This is a genomic window from Streptomyces siamensis (genome assembly GCF_039543605.1).
GTDB lineage: Bacteria > Actinomycetota > Actinomycetes > Streptomycetales > Streptomycetaceae > Streptomyces > Streptomyces siamensis.
In genome coordinates this window covers 164,933-179,759 of record NZ_BAABKB010000010.1, presented here as the reverse complement: position 1 = coordinate 179,759, position 14,827 = coordinate 164,933, and the positions used below count along the sequence as shown (strand labels likewise).

15 protein-coding genes are annotated in these 14,827 nt (G+C 74.6%); 9 read left to right on the top strand and 6 right to left on the bottom strand.

All coding sequences use genetic code 11. The features are described 5' to 3' along the window. Complete coding sequence (locus ABEB03_RS17315) at positions 1-1,518, bottom strand: bifunctional phosphatase PAP2/diacylglycerol kinase family protein (RefSeq protein ID WP_345649542.1); 1,518 nt, start codon at positions 1,516-1,518, stop codon at positions 1-3. 250 nt (positions 1,519-1,768) lie between these two features. Between ABEB03_RS17315 and ABEB03_RS17310 the strand changes: the two genes are divergently transcribed. The 3 genes from ABEB03_RS17310 to ABEB03_RS17300 all read left to right on the top strand — a co-directional run bounded on the left by ABEB03_RS17310 (position 1,769) and on the right by ABEB03_RS17300 (position 4,472). Next, a complete protein-coding gene (locus ABEB03_RS17310) occupies positions 1,769-3,388 on the top strand; it encodes an ATP-binding cassette domain-containing protein (protein WP_345649150.1) in 1,620 nt (539 codons plus the stop codon). 155 nt (positions 3,389-3,543) lie between these two features. Next, positions 3,544-3,849 (top strand): DUF6158 family protein, encoded by a 306-nt coding sequence (locus ABEB03_RS17305; protein WP_095937605.1) that lies wholly within the window; start codon positions 3,544-3,546, stop codon positions 3,847-3,849. 5 nt (positions 3,850-3,854) lie between these two features. Next, a complete protein-coding gene (locus ABEB03_RS17300; RefSeq protein WP_345649146.1) occupies positions 3,855-4,472 on the top strand; it encodes a TIGR03086 family metal-binding protein in 618 nt (205 codons plus the stop codon). A 67-nt stretch (positions 4,473-4,539) separates the two neighbouring features. On the opposite strand, the gene ABEB03_RS17295 is transcribed toward ABEB03_RS17300, so the two are convergent. Then, the gene (locus ABEB03_RS17295; RefSeq protein ID WP_345649143.1) at positions 4,540-4,920 is read right to left on the bottom strand and encodes a CBS domain-containing protein; all 381 of its coding nucleotides are present in this window, start codon (positions 4,918-4,920) and stop codon (positions 4,540-4,542) included. A 93-nt stretch (positions 4,921-5,013) separates the two neighbouring features. Beyond that, entirely contained in the window at positions 5,014-5,400 is a 387-nt protein-coding gene (locus ABEB03_RS17290) for a DUF2795 domain-containing protein (protein WP_345649140.1), read from the bottom strand. Between the two features lie 385 nt (positions 5,401-5,785). Between ABEB03_RS17290 and ABEB03_RS17285 the strand changes: the two genes are divergently transcribed. Continuing rightward, complete coding sequence (locus ABEB03_RS17285; RefSeq protein ID WP_345649137.1) at positions 5,786-6,580, top strand: RNA polymerase sigma factor SigF; 795 nt, start codon at positions 5,786-5,788, stop codon at positions 6,578-6,580. Between the two features lie 15 nt (positions 6,581-6,595). Here the strand turns inward: ABEB03_RS17285 and ABEB03_RS17280 are convergent, their stop codons facing one another. Next, on the bottom strand, positions 6,596-7,723 hold the full coding sequence (locus ABEB03_RS17280) for a PAS domain-containing protein (protein WP_345649134.1): 1,128 nt from the start codon (positions 7,721-7,723) through the stop codon (positions 6,596-6,598). A gap of 127 nt (positions 7,724-7,850) precedes the next feature. Here ABEB03_RS17280 and ABEB03_RS17275 point away from each other — a divergent pair, with 127 nt between their 5' ends. The 4 genes from ABEB03_RS17275 (at position 7,851) to ABEB03_RS17260 (ending at position 12,506) form a co-directional block, all read left to right on the top strand. Beyond that, positions 7,851-8,576, top strand: a complete 726-nt coding sequence (locus ABEB03_RS17275; protein WP_345649131.1) for an ANTAR domain-containing response regulator — start codon at positions 7,851-7,853, stop codon at positions 8,574-8,576. Between the two features lie 204 nt (positions 8,577-8,780). Next, on the top strand, positions 8,781-9,944 hold the full coding sequence (locus ABEB03_RS17270) for a hypothetical protein (protein ID WP_345649128.1): 1,164 nt from the start codon (positions 8,781-8,783) through the stop codon (positions 9,942-9,944). Positions 9,945-10,074: 130 nt separating this feature from the next. Beyond that, complete coding sequence (locus tag ABEB03_RS17265; protein ID WP_345649124.1) at positions 10,075-11,322, top strand: aminotransferase class I/II-fold pyridoxal phosphate-dependent enzyme; 1,248 nt, start codon at positions 10,075-10,077, stop codon at positions 11,320-11,322. Then, positions 11,319-12,506 (top strand): MBL fold metallo-hydrolase, encoded by a 1,188-nt coding sequence (locus ABEB03_RS17260; RefSeq protein ID WP_345649119.1) that lies wholly within the window; start codon positions 11,319-11,321, stop codon positions 12,504-12,506. Before ABEB03_RS17265 ends, ABEB03_RS17260 begins: the two co-directional genes overlap by 4 nt. A 179-nt stretch (positions 12,507-12,685) precedes the next feature. Here the strand turns inward: ABEB03_RS17260 and ABEB03_RS17255 are convergent, their stop codons facing one another. Next, positions 12,686-13,309 carry a DedA family protein gene (locus tag ABEB03_RS17255; RefSeq protein WP_345649116.1) on the bottom strand — a complete coding sequence of 208 codons (624 nt, stop codon included), beginning with the start codon at positions 13,307-13,309 and terminating at the stop codon, positions 12,686-12,688. 82 nt (positions 13,310-13,391) lie between these two features. Next, positions 13,392-14,165, bottom strand: a complete 774-nt coding sequence (locus tag ABEB03_RS17250) for an MBL fold metallo-hydrolase (protein WP_345649113.1) — start codon at positions 14,163-14,165, stop codon at positions 13,392-13,394. A 246-nt stretch (positions 14,166-14,411) separates the two neighbouring features. Between ABEB03_RS17250 and ABEB03_RS17245 the strand changes: the two genes are divergently transcribed. Then, complete coding sequence (locus ABEB03_RS17245) at positions 14,412-14,807, top strand: hypothetical protein (protein ID WP_028801830.1); 396 nt, start codon at positions 14,412-14,414, stop codon at positions 14,805-14,807. Positions 14,808-14,827 lie beyond the last annotated feature (20 nt).

The following is a 14,827-nucleotide window of genomic DNA, read 5'->3' as shown; positions in this document are numbered from 1 at the left end:
TCACGCGGTGTGGCCGGTGTCCTGACCGTCGAAGGGGAGCGGGCAGTAGACGGTCAGGGCCTCGGGCGTCTTCCGCAAGGTCACCGGGCCGTCCACCTCGGTGACTTCGCCGTCGTGGGCGAGGAGTGTGCCGGGGGCGATGCCGTCGATGCGCAGGTTCCGGACCCGGACGGCGGCGTGCGCGGGGGAGCGGGTGAGCGGTCCCGCGAAGGCCGCGGCGAGCAGTCGTATCGCCGGGTGACGTCCGCCGTGCACGACCCGCACGTCCAGCTTGCCGTCCGCCAGGTCGAAGCGCCGGGCCGGCGCGAGGCCCATTCGGTGATACGTGCCGTTGCCCGCGAACAGCAGCCACAACGGGTGCTTGCGGCCGCCGAGTTCGGCGTGCAGCGGGTGGCGGTCCGCGCGCAGGACGCGTACCGCGCCGAGCAGTCCCGCGGGCCAGCCGCCGATCCGCGGCGACCAGCGCTCACGCTCCCGCACCAGTTCCGGGTAGACGCCCAGGCTGAACGTGTTGAGGAAGATGCCCCCCTTGCGGCCCGCCGAGAAGCGGCCCACGTCCACCCGCACCGCCTCGCCCCGCTGGAGGGCACGGCTCAGATCGCGCTCGCCCTCCACGCCGAGGTCGAGCGCGAAGTGGTTGAGGGTGCCGCCCGGCAGGACGGCGAGCGGCAGGCCGTGGCGCAGCGCCACCTCCGCCGCGGCGTTCACGGTGCCGTCACCGCCGCACACGCCGAGGACCCGGGCGCGCGCCGCCGCCTTCTCCAGTTCGGCCCCGACGTCGGCCGGTTCGCACTCGACGACCTCCGCCCGCGGCAGCACGTCGGCCAGGGCCCGGACCCGTTCCGGAGTGCCCGCACCCGCGTTCGCCACCATGACCAGGCCCTCGCCCTCGGGCAGCGCGGGCGCGTCCACGCGGGGACGCCCGGCCGGGCGTCCCCGGTCACGGGTCGGGACGAGGGCGCGTACGGCGTACGCGGCGCCCACGCCCAGCGCCGCGCCCACCAGTACGTCGCTCGGGAAGTGGACGCCCGTGTAGACGCGGGACAGTGCGACCGCCGTGGCCACCGGGGCCACGGCCGCGCCCCACCCCCGGGACTCCAGGGCGACGCCCGTCGCGAAGGCCGCGGCCGACGCCGCGTGCCCCGACGGGAACGACGTGGTGATCGGCTGGCGCTTCAGCTGCCGTACCAGCGGGACGGGGTCCAGGGCGGGACGGGAGCGGCGTACCGACCGCTTCCCGATCGTGTTGATGGCCGCGGAGGCGAGGGTGAGCGAGGCCAGGCCCCGGACGGCGGCCCGGCGGGCCCTCGGGGTGCGGCTCGCGGCGATCGCCGCGGCCGTGGCGAACCACAGCACGCCGTGGTTCGCACTGCGGCTCAGACGGGGCAGCACGCGGTCGCCGCCCGGCCAGTGCCGCGCCGCGACCGCTTCGAAGAGGCCGGAGTCCGCGGAGAGCAGGCGGTCCCGCAGGACGTGGCGGCCCGGGGGGCGGAGCGTGAGGTCGACGTCTGGGGTCAGGGTCATGGCACTGCGCATACCCCGGACCGGCGATTTCTCGCCCGGCCTTCCGTGACGTCTTCCGACGTCCTCGCACGCCCCGCGCGCCCGGGCCTTTCGCGACGTCCGCGCACGCCCCGCGCGCCCGGGCCTTTCGCGCGTCCTCCGGCGCACCCGGACACCCTGCGACGCCCCGACCTCCCGCGACGTCCGGCGTCGCGCCGAATACACGTTTGCCCCGCGGCACCGGGTCCACCGAGAATGCCTCCTCATGGGACACCTCGAAGCCGCGCACCTTGAGTACTACCTGCCCGACGGGAGGGCGCTGCTCGGCGACGTGTCGTTCCGGGTGGGAGAAGGGGCCGTCGTCGCCCTGGTCGGGCCCAACGGGGCCGGCAAGACGACCCTGCTGCGGCTGATCTCGGGAGAGCTCAAACCGCACGGGGGGACCGTCACCGTCGGGGGCGGACTGGGCGTGATGCGCCAGTTCGTCGGCTCCGTGCGGGACGAGACGACCGTACGCGACCTGCTGGTGTCGGTGGCACCGCCACGGATCCGCGAGGCGGCCGGGGCCGTCGACGCCGCCGAGCACGCGATCATGACCGTCGACGACGAGGCCGCCCAGCTCCGCTACGCGCAGGCGCTCGCCGACTGGGCCGAGGTGCGCGGATACGAGTCGGAGACCCTCTGGGACATGTGCACCACCGCGGCGCTCGGCGTGCCGTACGAGAAGGCGCAGTGGCGTCTGGTGCGGACCCTGTCCGGCGGCGAGCAGAAGCGCCTGGTGCTGGAGGCCCTGCTGCGCGGCACCGACGAGGTGCTCCTGCTCGACGAGCCGGACAACTACCTCGACGTCCCCGGCAAGCGCTGGCTGGAGGAACGCCTCAAGGAGACCCGCAAGACCGTCCTCTTCGTGTCGCACGACCGGGAACTGCTGGCCCGCGCGGCCGAGAAGATCGTGAGTGTGGAGCCCAGCCCCACGGGAGCCGACGCCTGGGTGCACGGCGGCGGCTTCGAGACGTACCACGACGCGCGCCGGGAGCGGTTCGCGCGCTTCGAGGAGCTGCGCCGCCGCTGGGACGAGAAGCACGCCCAGCTCAAGAAGCTCGTACTGAACCTGCGTCAGGCCGCGTCCATCAGCCATGAGCTGGCGTCCCGCTACCAGGCCGCGCAGACCCGGCTGCGGAAGTTCGAGGAGGCCGGACCGCCTCCGGAGCCGCCGCGCGAACAGGACATCCGGATGCGGCTGCACGGCGGACGCACCGGCGTGCGGGCCGTCACCTGCAAGGGCCTGGAGCTCACCGGACTCATGCACCCCTTCGACCTGGAGGTCTTCTACGGCGAACGGGTGGCCGTCCTCGGCTCGAACGGCTCCGGCAAGTCGCACTTCCTGCGCCTGCTCGCCGGCGACACCGTCGCCCACACCGGCGAGTGGAAGCTCGGCGCCCGTGTGGTGCCCGGTCACTTCGCGCAGACGCACGCCCACCCGGAGCTGGAGGGCCGCACGCTGCTCGACATCCTGTGGACCGAGCACTCCCAGGACCGCGGCGCCGCGATGTCCCGGCTGCGCCGCTACGAGCTGACCGCGCAGGCCGAGCAGCGCTTCGAGAGACTCTCCGGCGGCCAGCAGGCCCGCTTCCAGATCCTGCTCCTGGAACTGGAGGGTTCCACCGCCCTGCTGCTCGACGAGCCGACCGACAACCTCGACCTGGAGTCCGCGGAGGCCCTCCAGGAGGGGCTGGAGGCGTACGAGGGCACGGTCCTCGCGGTCACCCACGACCGCTGGTTCTCGCGCTCCTTCGACCGCTATCTGGTCTTCGGGTCCGACGGGCGGGTGCGGGAGACGCAGGAGCCGGTGTGGGACGAGCGCCGCGTGGAGCGTGCCAGGTGAGCCGCTGATCCCGGGCCGTGCGGGGCCCGGCCCGGTCCTTTCGACCGGGCTCGTCCCGCCCTCCGGCGCGCCCCTCCTGCGGCACACACGGAGGCCGAGGGCCGCGGATCTTCGTAAGGTGGAGGGAGGGAGGCGAGCTCCATGGCCCCTCCCGGATGCCGCTCGGACCATGCTCGCCGGGCCGGTACCCGGACCGCACCGTAGGACACGACGAGCGGGGTACCACCATGACCGGAGTCGACCCGGGCCGTCTGGACGACCAGCAGCTGATGAAGGAGCTGGAGACGATCCATCGCACGCGCCATGACACGCTCCTGCACGGCTCGAACGACGCCCTGCGCGTCCACAACGAACGCATGGCGCAGCTGGAGGGCGAGTACCTGCGCCGCCATCCGCGGCGCCGGGTCGTCGCGGGCCGCACACGCGACGGCGCCCGCGAGCGGACGCCCGGAGGGGCCTGAGCCGCATGACTCCCACGACGGAACACAGGACCGGACCGCTCGCCACCCCGGGCCCGGATCCCCTGCTGACACGGCACGCGCAGGCCCTGGACCTGTTCGGCGACCGGGTCCGCCAGGTCCGCGCGGACCAGTGGGAGGCGGGCACGCCGTGCACGGAGTGGACGGTGCGCGACCTGGTCAACCATCTCGTCTCCGAGCAGCTGTGGGTGCCCGCGCTGGTGCGGTACGGCGCCACCGTGGAGGCCATCGGCGACACCTTCGACGGTGACATGCTCGGTTCCGACCCCGCGGCGTCCTGGGAGACGGCGGCGCACGCCGCCCGTGAGGCGTTCGGCGCGCCGCGTGCCCTCGACCGCACGGTCCACCTCTCGTACGGCGACACCGGCGCCGACGCCTACTGCGCGCAGATGACCGCCGACCTCGTCGTGCACGCCTGGGACCTGTCCCGCGCGATCGGCGTGGACGAGCAGCTCCCCGCCGACCTCGTCGCCCTCACGATGCGTGAAGTGGCCCCGTACGTCGCCAGGTTGGCGGAGAGCGGACTGTTCGCCGAGCCGGTGCAGCCGCCGCCCGAGGCCGACGAACAGACGAAGTTGCTGTGCCTGCTGGGGCGCCGGCCCTGAGCCTCCCGAGGCTCCCGGGGCGGCCTTCGCCCACGGGCGCGGACCGCCCCGGGACGGCCTTCGCGGTCTAGACGTCCTGGTCGAGCACCGCCGCGAGGTCGCCGAGGGCGACCATGCCCACCGGACGCCCGTCGTCGACCACCGGCAGCCGCCGCACCTCGTGGTCGCGCATCAGCTGCACCGCGGTCACCAGGGCGTCGTCCGGGCCGACCACGACCGGATGCGGTGTGCACACGGCCCGCGCGCTCACCGTGAGCGGATCGGCGCCGTCGGCCACGGCGCGCAGGGTGATGTCGCGGTCGGTCAGGATCCCGACGAGCGCGTGATCGGCCACCAGGACGTCACCGACGTCCTGGGCGCGCATCAGCTGGGCCGCCTCCACCAGTGAGGCGTCCGGGCGGACCGCGACGACGCCCGGCGTCATGACGTCCCTGACGAAAACTGCCATGTCTGCCGGCCTTCCTGCCGTCCCGGACCGGGGGTGTCCGGGTGATGGACGATGCCACCCGCAGTACCCCCGGTCCCGGCGGCCATGCCCTCGCTAACGCGCCCTGACGGCTCCCACGACCGATTCGGCCAGTTCGTGGACGGTGCCGTAGCGCTCGTCGAGCGGCAGCAGTTCCAGCGCCTCGACGAGGCTGTCGGGTGCGTTCTTGCCGCGCAGTACGCCGATCAGCTCGCGCGGACCGGCCGGGAACGACGTCCGGCCCAGGAACCGCGCGAGCTCCAGCCGGAGCGTCTCCAGGGAGCCGGGGGACCGGTTCGGCACGACGGGGCCGACCGTGATCGGCGGGTCGTCGTCGGCGAAGGGCTCGGGATCGTGCCACTCCTCGGTCCGGGTCGGGTGTCCCGACCTGAGCATGTCCCGCAGTTCGTGCTTCATCTCCTCGTCCCGGTGGACGCTCAAGCGGTCACTGCCTCGCTGCATCTGTCCCTCCAGAGGTTCGGGGGTGGTGGGCGCGTACCCGTCGGCCCGCGCTCGACACGTGCGTACGCACGCCCGTCGCCGCGCGTGTATATCGGCCTGGTCAGCGGCCTGTTCGGCGGACTGTTCGGCCGTGTTCGCGGCAGACGGGGGAGTCCGCGCCCCGTGCGACAGGACCTTCGTCCCCTGTGCGGCCGGGAGCGAGTCCCCTGTGGGACCCGGCGTTTGTCCCGCATGCGGCGGGGCAGACGCAGCCCCAGTGCTTCGGACAGGAGGCACGTCCGTGGGAGCGGCGAACCGCGCCACGGGTGTACCCGTCCGGCGCACGGGCGCGCTCCCACGGTGACTGTCCAACTCAAGGCACCCCCCGAGGGAGTTGCGACGCATCATGCGAACCAAAGCGAGCGCGACGCACCATCCGCACGACGACGCCCCCGACACCGTCGGGGCCTTCCGCGAACTCGCCGGGCTCCCCCCGGGCCCGGAGCGCGACCTGCTCCGCGAGAGGATCGTCGAGGCATGGCTGCCCATGGCCGAACGGCTCGCGGGCCGCTTCCGCAGCCGGGGCGAGAGCTACGAGGACCTGCGCCAGGTCGCCGCTCTCGGCCTGGTCAAGGCCGTCGACCGCTACGACCCCGAACTGGGCAACGCCTTCGAGAGCTACGCCGTGCCGACCATCACCGGCGAGATCAAGCGCCACTTCCGGGACCACATGTGGACCCTGCACGTGCCGCGCCGGGTCCAGGACCTGCGCAACCGGGTGCGCTTCGCCTGCCAGGACCTCGCGCAGACCGTGCCGGGGCGCAGGCCCACCATCGCCGAGATCGCCGAGCACGCCAGGATGAGCGAGGACGACGTCCGGACCGGCATGGAGGCCCTGGAGAGCTTCACCGCGCTCTCCCTGGACGCCGAACTGCCCGGCAGCGACGACGGCTACTCGCTCAGCGACACGCTCGGCTCGGCCGACCCGGCGCTCGACACCGTCGTCGACCGCGAGGCCGTCAAGCCCCGTATCCAGGCGCTGCCCGAACGTGAACGCGCCATCCTCTACATGCGGTTCTTCGGCGACATGACCCAGAGCCGCATCGCCGACGAACTCGGCATCTCCCAGATGCACGTCTCCCGGCTGATCAGCCGCTGCTGCGACCGGCTGCGCGACCAGGTCATGCGTGACGCGGCCTAGCCCGCGGGCCGCCGGTCAGTTCAACCGCGCCATGGCCAGCGCTATGTGACGTGACATCATGTCCACCGCCTGTGCCTCCGCCATCGAGAACGCCGGCCCGGTCCCGCTCCTGAACAGCGTCAGCACCCCGTGCACGGTCCCTGACGCGCCGGTCAGCGGTACGCACAGCAACGACGTCACGTTCGCGCGTACGAGGACCGGCGCACCGGAGGCGTCACGGCCGAAGGCCTCCGGGTCCTCGGGCCGCACCTGAAGCGCCGTCGAACCGCCGCGCGCCGCCTCGACCACGAGGGGGCACGCGGCGGGATCCTGCCCGGCCAGGGCCGCCACCTCCTCGGCGCACTCCGCCGGTCCCAGCACCGCCGTACGGGTCAGCCGCGCGGCGCCCGCGTCGGCCACCACCCAGTCCGCGAACCGCCCGTGCAGCACTTCTGCCGCGCGTTCGAGGGCCGGTGCGGTGCCCTCGTCGGGCAGGCTCAGCAGCGCCGTGGCCATGGCGTCCACCAGGTCCATCAGCGCCGCCCGCCGGGTGGTCTCGGACAGACTCGGGACCGCGGGGCCCGGCACGCCCCGACCCGACGGCACCAGGTCGTCCGCGGGCTGCAGCACGACGAGCACGGCGGTCCGGGGCTCCCCGCCGGGGCGCAGCGCGGTGAGCGTCGCCCGCACCGGCACCGACGGCTCCTGCTGGAGGTGCACGGTGAGACTGCGGTCGCCCTCGCCGCGCGCCACCGCCGCCGCCTGCGAACGGAACGCGGCCCGGTCGGCGTGCGCCAGGAACCCGGTCAGCGGCCGGCCGGTCGCGTAACCGGCGCGGACACCGGTGAACGCGGTCGCGGCGAAGTTCAGTCTGCGCACCACCGTCTCGCGGTCCACCAGCGCGACGGGCACCGGCACCCGCTGGAAGAGCGCCTTGAGGAGCTGCTGCTCCTGACGGTCCACCGAGGCCATGGAGGTCACGCCGTCCGAGGACAGCCGCTGGAACCACGGCCACAACCGGTCCACCACATGGTCGAGTTCGAAGAGCGCCGCGTCCAGCACGGTCGGCAGGTCGCCTGCCGGAACGGACCGCGCCGCCTTCAACTCCGCGACGCGGCGCACGAAATCCGCGAGTTGTTCACCCAATTCGCCCGTCTCCGCCATGCGACGAACGTAACCCGGACCTGCCGTTCCGGGTGGGCCGCGGGGAGAACCCGCAGGGCCACGTTTTCCGCGCAGGCGAGCGGGAAGCCGCAGAAGGGGAGGAGTGGAAGGAGCGGAGGAGGCGATCATGCCGGTCACGCCGGAGAAGGGTGAACTCGGGGGTCTGGGCGCGGAGTCGCCCGACTCGGCCCATCCCGGACGCCGACTGTCGGAACTCGCCGAGCAGGCCGCGCGCTGCACCGTCGACTGCTGCGGCGCGAGCAGCACGGTGTCCCGCGGTGGCGCGGAGCGCCCCGCCGCGGTGACCCACCCCGATCTCGCCGGGCTCGTCTCGGTGCAGCTGCGGTCCGGCGACGGACCGATCCCGACCGCCGTGGAACGCGGCGCACCCGTCGACTCGGCCGACCTGCTCGTCGAGGAGCGCTGGCCGGAGTACCGGGCGATGGCCCTCGACTCGGGCGTCCGCTCCAGCGTCACCATCCCCTTCCGGCGGTCCGGGCTGACCGTCACCCTCAGCCTCTACAGCTTCCGTCCCGGCGCCCTGAGGGACGCCCCGCACGGCCCCGCCCGCGCGCTCGGCGACCTTGCCGCGAGCTGCCTGGTCCGCGACCTCTCCTACCGTGCCGCCCTCACCGAACTGGACCAGTTGGGCACGGCGCTGCGCTCCCGGCCCGTAGTCGACCAGGCCTGCGGCATCGTCATGCACGTCCTCGGCTGCGACGCGGACCGGGCCTTCGCGGTGCTGCGCCGGATCTCGCAGGGCACCAACCGGAAACTCGCCGACGTCGCCCGCGCGGTCGTGGACAGACGTGGCCGCGGGCTGGAGCCGGAGCTGCTCTCCCTGTCCGGCTGAGCGGCCGTGGCCGCCGGCCGGCGGCTGTCCCACGCGGCGCCGGCGGACGCCGGGCGGGCCGTGCGGTGTCACCCGCTCGGACGCCCGTTTTCCCGCGAATGGTGTCCGGCCGCGCGCGCCCCGCAGCGGGGCGGGCTGTGATGGGCCCGAGGAGCGCGACGGCCGTGCTCCTCGGGAAACCGCCCTGCCGAAGGAGCTCCATCCATGCGCCGCACCGCCCGTGCCCTGTCCGCCCTCGCCCTGGCCGGTGCCGCCCTGGGTGCCTCCGCGTCGGCCGCGTCCGCGGATCCGGACGCGAAGGTCAGCCCGGGGTCCGTGGAGCCCGGCGGCACCGTGACCGTCTCCGTGACCTGCGACGAGCTCACCGGTGCCGCGCCGGAGTCCATCGACGCCACCTCGAAGGGGTTCCAGGAGGGCAAGATCCAGTTGCACCGTGTCCAGGAGGGCGCGACCGGAGCGGGAGGTCCGCAGCGCGCGCCGGGTGCGGGAACGACGTCGGGCACCACGGATCCGGGTGGCGTGCCCGGTCCGACGCAGGCGCCGGGCACGCCACCCGGTATGACGGACCCCGGTGGCGCGGGGGGTCTCACGGATCCGGGAGGCGTGAGGGGTCTGACCAATCCCGATGGTTCCGTAGGCCTGACCAATCCCGATGGTTCCGTGGGTCTGACGGATCCCGATGGTTCGGCGGGTCTGACGGATCCCGACGGTTCGGCGGGGCTGACCGATCCCGACGGTTCGGCGGGTCTGACGGACCCCGACGGTTCGGCGGGCCTCACCGACCCGGACGGTGCGGCCGGTCTGACGGACCCGGGTACCGGGACGGGCCTGACTGATTCCGGAGGCACGTCAGGTCTGACGGATCCCGGCGGTACGAACGGCCTGACGGATCCGGGCAGTACGTCCGGATCGACGGACCCCGGAGGCACGGCCGGCGCGGCCGATCCCGGTGGCGCCACGGCCGTCTCGTACCGCGGCACGGCCCGCATCCCGACCGGGGACGGCACCTCCGACGCCGACTCCCAGTGGGGCGTGGACGGTGCCTGCCCCGCCGCGGCCGGCGGCCGGTCGAAGCCCTGGAGCGCCTCCTACTCCGTGGCCCGGGGCACCGGCGGGGAACACGGGACGGCCGAGGACGAGGGCGGCACCGAGGACCACGGGAAGACCGGGGAGGACGGCAGCGGCGGGGAACACGGCACCACCGACGAGTACGGCGCCGCGGCCGTCCAGCGCGGGGTGGACGCCGGTTCGGGCGGCACCTTCACCGATTCCGTCCCGGCCCTGATCTGCGGGAGCGTGCTCATCGCGGGGGCCGTGGGAGCGGCGGTGCACCGCCTGCGCCGCCGGCGCAGGACCTGGGGGCGCTGACACCGCGGCGGGGCCCGGCCCGGCCGGGGGCCCATGGGGCGGTGGCACCGTGGGTACGGAGACGGCCGAGGGCCGTGCCGCGAGGGGAACCCGGACAGGGCACGGCACCACGGACTGCGCGGAGGCACTCATGCGGCGGACGGATCCGGAAGGCCACGGGCCGGTCCGCTACGGCCCGCCCCTGCCCGGCCAGGGCCTGCCCGTGCTGCCCGCCCTCGGCTCGGTGCTCGCCGCTGCCGCCGGCCCGGCCGACGCCGAGCCCTGCGGTGGCGGACCCGAACTCCTCGCGGCCGCCTGCGGCTACTGGAACCGCCGCGGACTGCCCGCGACGGCCGATCTGGTGGCCGCCGCGCCAGGCGCTCCCGCGCTGCTCCTCGCCCTGACCGGCGCGCTCGGCGGCGACGTCCTGGTGCCCCGCCCCTGCGCCGCGTGGTGGGAGCCGCAGGCCCGCCTGCTGGGACGGTCCGTCTTCCATGTGGCGACACCCGCCGAGTGCGGCGGCGTCCCGGACCCGTACGCGCTCCTGGAGACCGTCCGCCGGATCCGCACGGAGGGCGGCGATCCGCGCCTGGTCGTCCTCTCGGTGGCAGACGACCCCACCGCCACCGTCGCACCGCCCGAACTGGTGCACGAGACCGTGGAGGCGGCGGCGGGCGAGGGGCTGCACGTCGTCAGCGACGAGACGTGGCGCGACACCCTGCACCGGGCGCACGACACCGTGCTGCTCAGCCCGGCCGAGATGCTCCCCGACCGGGTCACCGTCCTCACCGACCTCGCGGGCCCGTTCCTGCCGCAGGGCTGGCCGGCCGCCGTCGCACGGTTCCCCGACAACGAGCCGGGGGCGCGGCTGCGTTCGCAGGTCCTCGACGTGCTCACCGTGCTCGGCGCGCGCGTCGCGGAACCGGTCGCCGCGGCGGCCGCGTACGCGCTCGGCGAGCCGGAGGCGGTCACGGAGCGGCTCACGGCCGCCGTACGCCTGCACGCGGACGTGGCGCGTGCCGCGCACCGCGCCGTGGTCGGAGCGGGCGCGCTCGCCCGGCCCCCGCAGGCGGGCAGACACCTCTACGTGGACCTCGGCCCGTTCCGCACCGCGCTCGGCGCGCACGGTGTGGGCGACGCCCAGGACCTGGAGGACTTCCTCACCGCCCGGCTCGGGATGCCCGCGCCGGGCGGCCACCGGTTCGGCGACGACCTCGCCGCGCTGCGCGTACGCCTGGGCACAGGGCCGCTGCTCGGCACCACGGACGAGGAGCGGGCGGAATGCCTCACCGCCCCCTCGCCTTTGGAACTGCCGCATGTGCAACAGGCGTTGACCCTGTTGGGGTCGACCTTCGACGATCTCCGCGACGACGCTCAGCGATGGGAGTCTCCTCGATGACGCAGCAGTCCGAGTCGACCACGAGCACGACCACCGAGGACGCCGACGACCCGGCGTCCTGTGCGAGCCCGGCGTCGGCCGGGCACCGGTCCTCACCCCTTCCCCTCGCCGCGCCGGCCGAGGCCGGCCCCCTCGTCGACGCCCGTCCCCCCGCCGATCCCCGTCCTGCTGCCACCCCCGGCCCTGTCGCCGACCCCAGCCCCCTCGCCGAGCCCCGCCCGCTGGGCGAGAAGCGGCTGTGGCCACGGTCCTTCGCTGACCGGCTGACCGCGCCGCTGCCTGGGCTGAGGGCCCTCGCCCGGTTCGCGCGCGAGGGGGCGCTGCGCCCCGGGGCCGCCGGGTTGGCCGACATTCCGCGACTGCCCTTCGAGCCGGGGCCGCTGCCCCGCGTCGACGCCCGCACGGTCGCCGTCTCCTGGGCGGGGCACGCGAGCTGGGTGGTGCGGATCGGCGGGCTCACCGTCCTCACCGACCCGGTGTGGTCGCGCAAGATCCTCGGCACCCCGGCCCGGATCACCCCGGTCGGCGTGGCCTGGAGCGCGCTGCCGCGGATCGACGCGGTCGTGATCAGCCACAACCACTACGACCACCTGGACGCGCCGACCCTGCGCCGACTCCCGCGCGACACCCCCGTGTTCGTACCGGCCGGGCTCGGCGGCTGGTTCAGGCGCCGCCGGTTCGGCCAGGTCACCGAGCTCGACTGGTGGGAGGCGGCCGAACTGCGCGGAGTCCGCTTCGACTTCGTCCCCGCGCACCACTGGTCCAAGCGCAGCATCGCGGACACCTGCCGCACGCTGTGGGGCGGCTGGGTCCTGACCGCGCCCGACGGCCTGCGCGTGTACTTCGCCGGGGACACCGGTTACGGCCACTGGTTCTCCCGGATCGGCGACCGCTACCCGGGCATCGACCTGGCCCTCCTGCCCATCGGGGCGTACGACCCCCGCTGGTGGCTCAGCGACGTGCACTGCGACCCCGAGGAGGCGGTCCGCGCGGCGGTGGATCTCGGCGCCCGCCGCATGGCGCCCATGCACTGGGGCACGTTCGTCCTGTCCGCCGAGCCCGTCCTGGAGCCGCTGACGCGGGTGCGGGCGGCCTGGGAGAAGGAAGGGCTGCCCCGGGAGGACCTGTGGGACCTGCCGGTCGGGGCCTCACGCGTGCTGGAGGCCTCCCGCGTCCCCGACTGAGCCACCGGGCCACCGCCCGTGCGGAGGCCGGACCTCCTGCGCGCCCCGGCGACACCGGGGCCCGTGCGCCCCGCGGACGCCGGGCCCGGTCCGCCCCCGCGGAAGCGCTCGCGGACCTCGCGGAAGCGCTCGCGGACCTCGCGGAAGCGCTCGCGGACCCCGCGGAAGCGGGCCCCGGCTTACGTGGCCGGCTTCCGCACCCTGCGCCACAGGCTCGGCGCGGCACTGATCGCCAGCGTCACCGCGACCGCCGCGACCACGCCCTCCCACGGCTCGCTGAACAGCGAACCGCCGAGTATGCCGATCAGCTGGTACGTCACCGCCCAGGCCAGGCAGGCGGGCACGTCGCCGCGGGCGAAGGTGCGCAGCGGCATCTTCGCGAGCAGACAGGCCAGCATCACCGGGATGCGGCCCGCCGGGACGAGACGGGACAGCACGAGGACGGCGATGCCGTGGTCGTTCAGCTTCTCCTGCGCCTGGCCCAGACGTTCCTCGGGGGCGCGGTCGCGCAGCGTGGCCAGCCACCGGGAGCCGTTCTTGGACCGCATGCCGCGTTGGCCGAGCCAGTACAGCGCGACGTCCCCGAGGAAGGCCGCGAGCGACCCGACGGCGAACACCATCAGCAGCGCGAACGGCGCCGTCTGGTGGAAGGCCACCACGGCCGCCGAACTCACCAGCGCTCCCGTCGGCACCACCGGGACGAGCGCGCCGAGCAGGACGAGCAGGAACAGCGTCGGATACCCGATGGCCTGCTGGGTGGACTCGGGCGACACGCCGGTGGCCGCGGCGGACAGGGATATCACCGATCGGCCCCCGGTCGTGCGCCGTCGCCGCGCCCCGGGCGGCGCACCGTGCCCCGGGACAGCTCCGTCACCGTCACCGCCGTCACCGTGCGACCTCCGGCCGGACGCTCTCGCCGTGACCGAGCCGGTGCACCGAGACCAGGGGCGCGTGTTCGGCGGCGAGGCGCACGAACTCCTCGCCCGGCGCATGGAATTCATGGGGGCGCACGGCATCCATCCCGATGGGCCAGTACGTGCCGTAGTGCACTGGCACCGCGCTGCGCGGCGACAACCGGGCGAGCGCCTGCGCGGCCCGCCCCGCGTCGAGGTGGCCCTCACCGAGGTACGGTCCCCAGCCACCCACCGGCAGCAGCGCCACGTCGACCGGTCCGACCTCCTCCGCCATCGACGGGAACAGGCCGGTGTCCCCGGCGAAGTACGTGCGTGCCTCACCCTCGATCACGTATCCGAGGGCGGGGGAGCGGTGCGGTCCGACCGGGAGCCTGCGTCCGTCGTGCCGTGCCGGGACGGCCCGGACGACCAGGTCACCGACCTGGATCCGGTCGCCGGGCGCCACCTCCGTGAGCAGCAGATGACGCAGCCGGCGCAGCCCGGGCACCGCGCGCGGCGCGCCCTCGGGCACGAGCAGCCGGGTGCCGGGCGCGAGCAGCGCGAGCGACGGCAGATGCAGATGGTCGGCGTGCAGATGGGAGACGAGCGCCACGTCGGCGACCGCGGCCTCGGGCGGGGGCGGCGCCCCGCGCCTGCGCCGCAGGTGCGCGAGCCGGCGCGCGAAGAGCGGGTCGGTGAGCACGCGTGTCCCGGAGTCCTCCAGCGTGCAGGTGGCATGCCCCCACCAGGTGATCTCCACCGGCACTTCTTTGCCTCCTTCGCGCGACTCCCCCCGAGCCTACGGGCAGGAGTAGGGTCGGCGGCGAAACCCGGAGGTGAGGGGGACGCCATGGGAGACGCGCGCGGTGCCTCGGTCCCGCACGCCGGCCGGTTCCCGCTGGAGCACGGCGGCCCCGGCCCGCACGCGCCGGACCGTCCGCTCGGACCGAGCGGTGCCCGCGGCCCGCACACGCCGGACCACCCGCTCGACCGCGACGACCGCGCACGGGCGCTGCGGGTCACGGCGATCGCCAGCCTGATCCCTCTCGAGGAACTCGAAGCGGACCCGTTCCTGGTCGACTCCCGCAGCCAGCACGCGATCTGCGCCCGCTGGGCCGCCGAGCGGGGCTACGTGGTCACGCGGGAACTGCTCGTGGGCGGCCTGCGCACCGATCACCGCACCCTGTGGGAGGACGTCGAGGCGGGTCTCGTCGACCTGTTCGTCGCACCGAGCCGCCGAGTCCTGGAGCGCGCGCTCGTCTCCGTCGACGAGTTCACCGCCGAGTGCGTGCGCCGCGGGGTGCGTGTGGAGACCGTCGGCTGCGCCGAACCCTCGTACGACGCTCAGATGAAGGCACGGATCCACCGCCGCCTGTCGATGCCCACGGCGGGCTACGACGGCCGCTGACGTGCGTCCCGCGCGCCGAA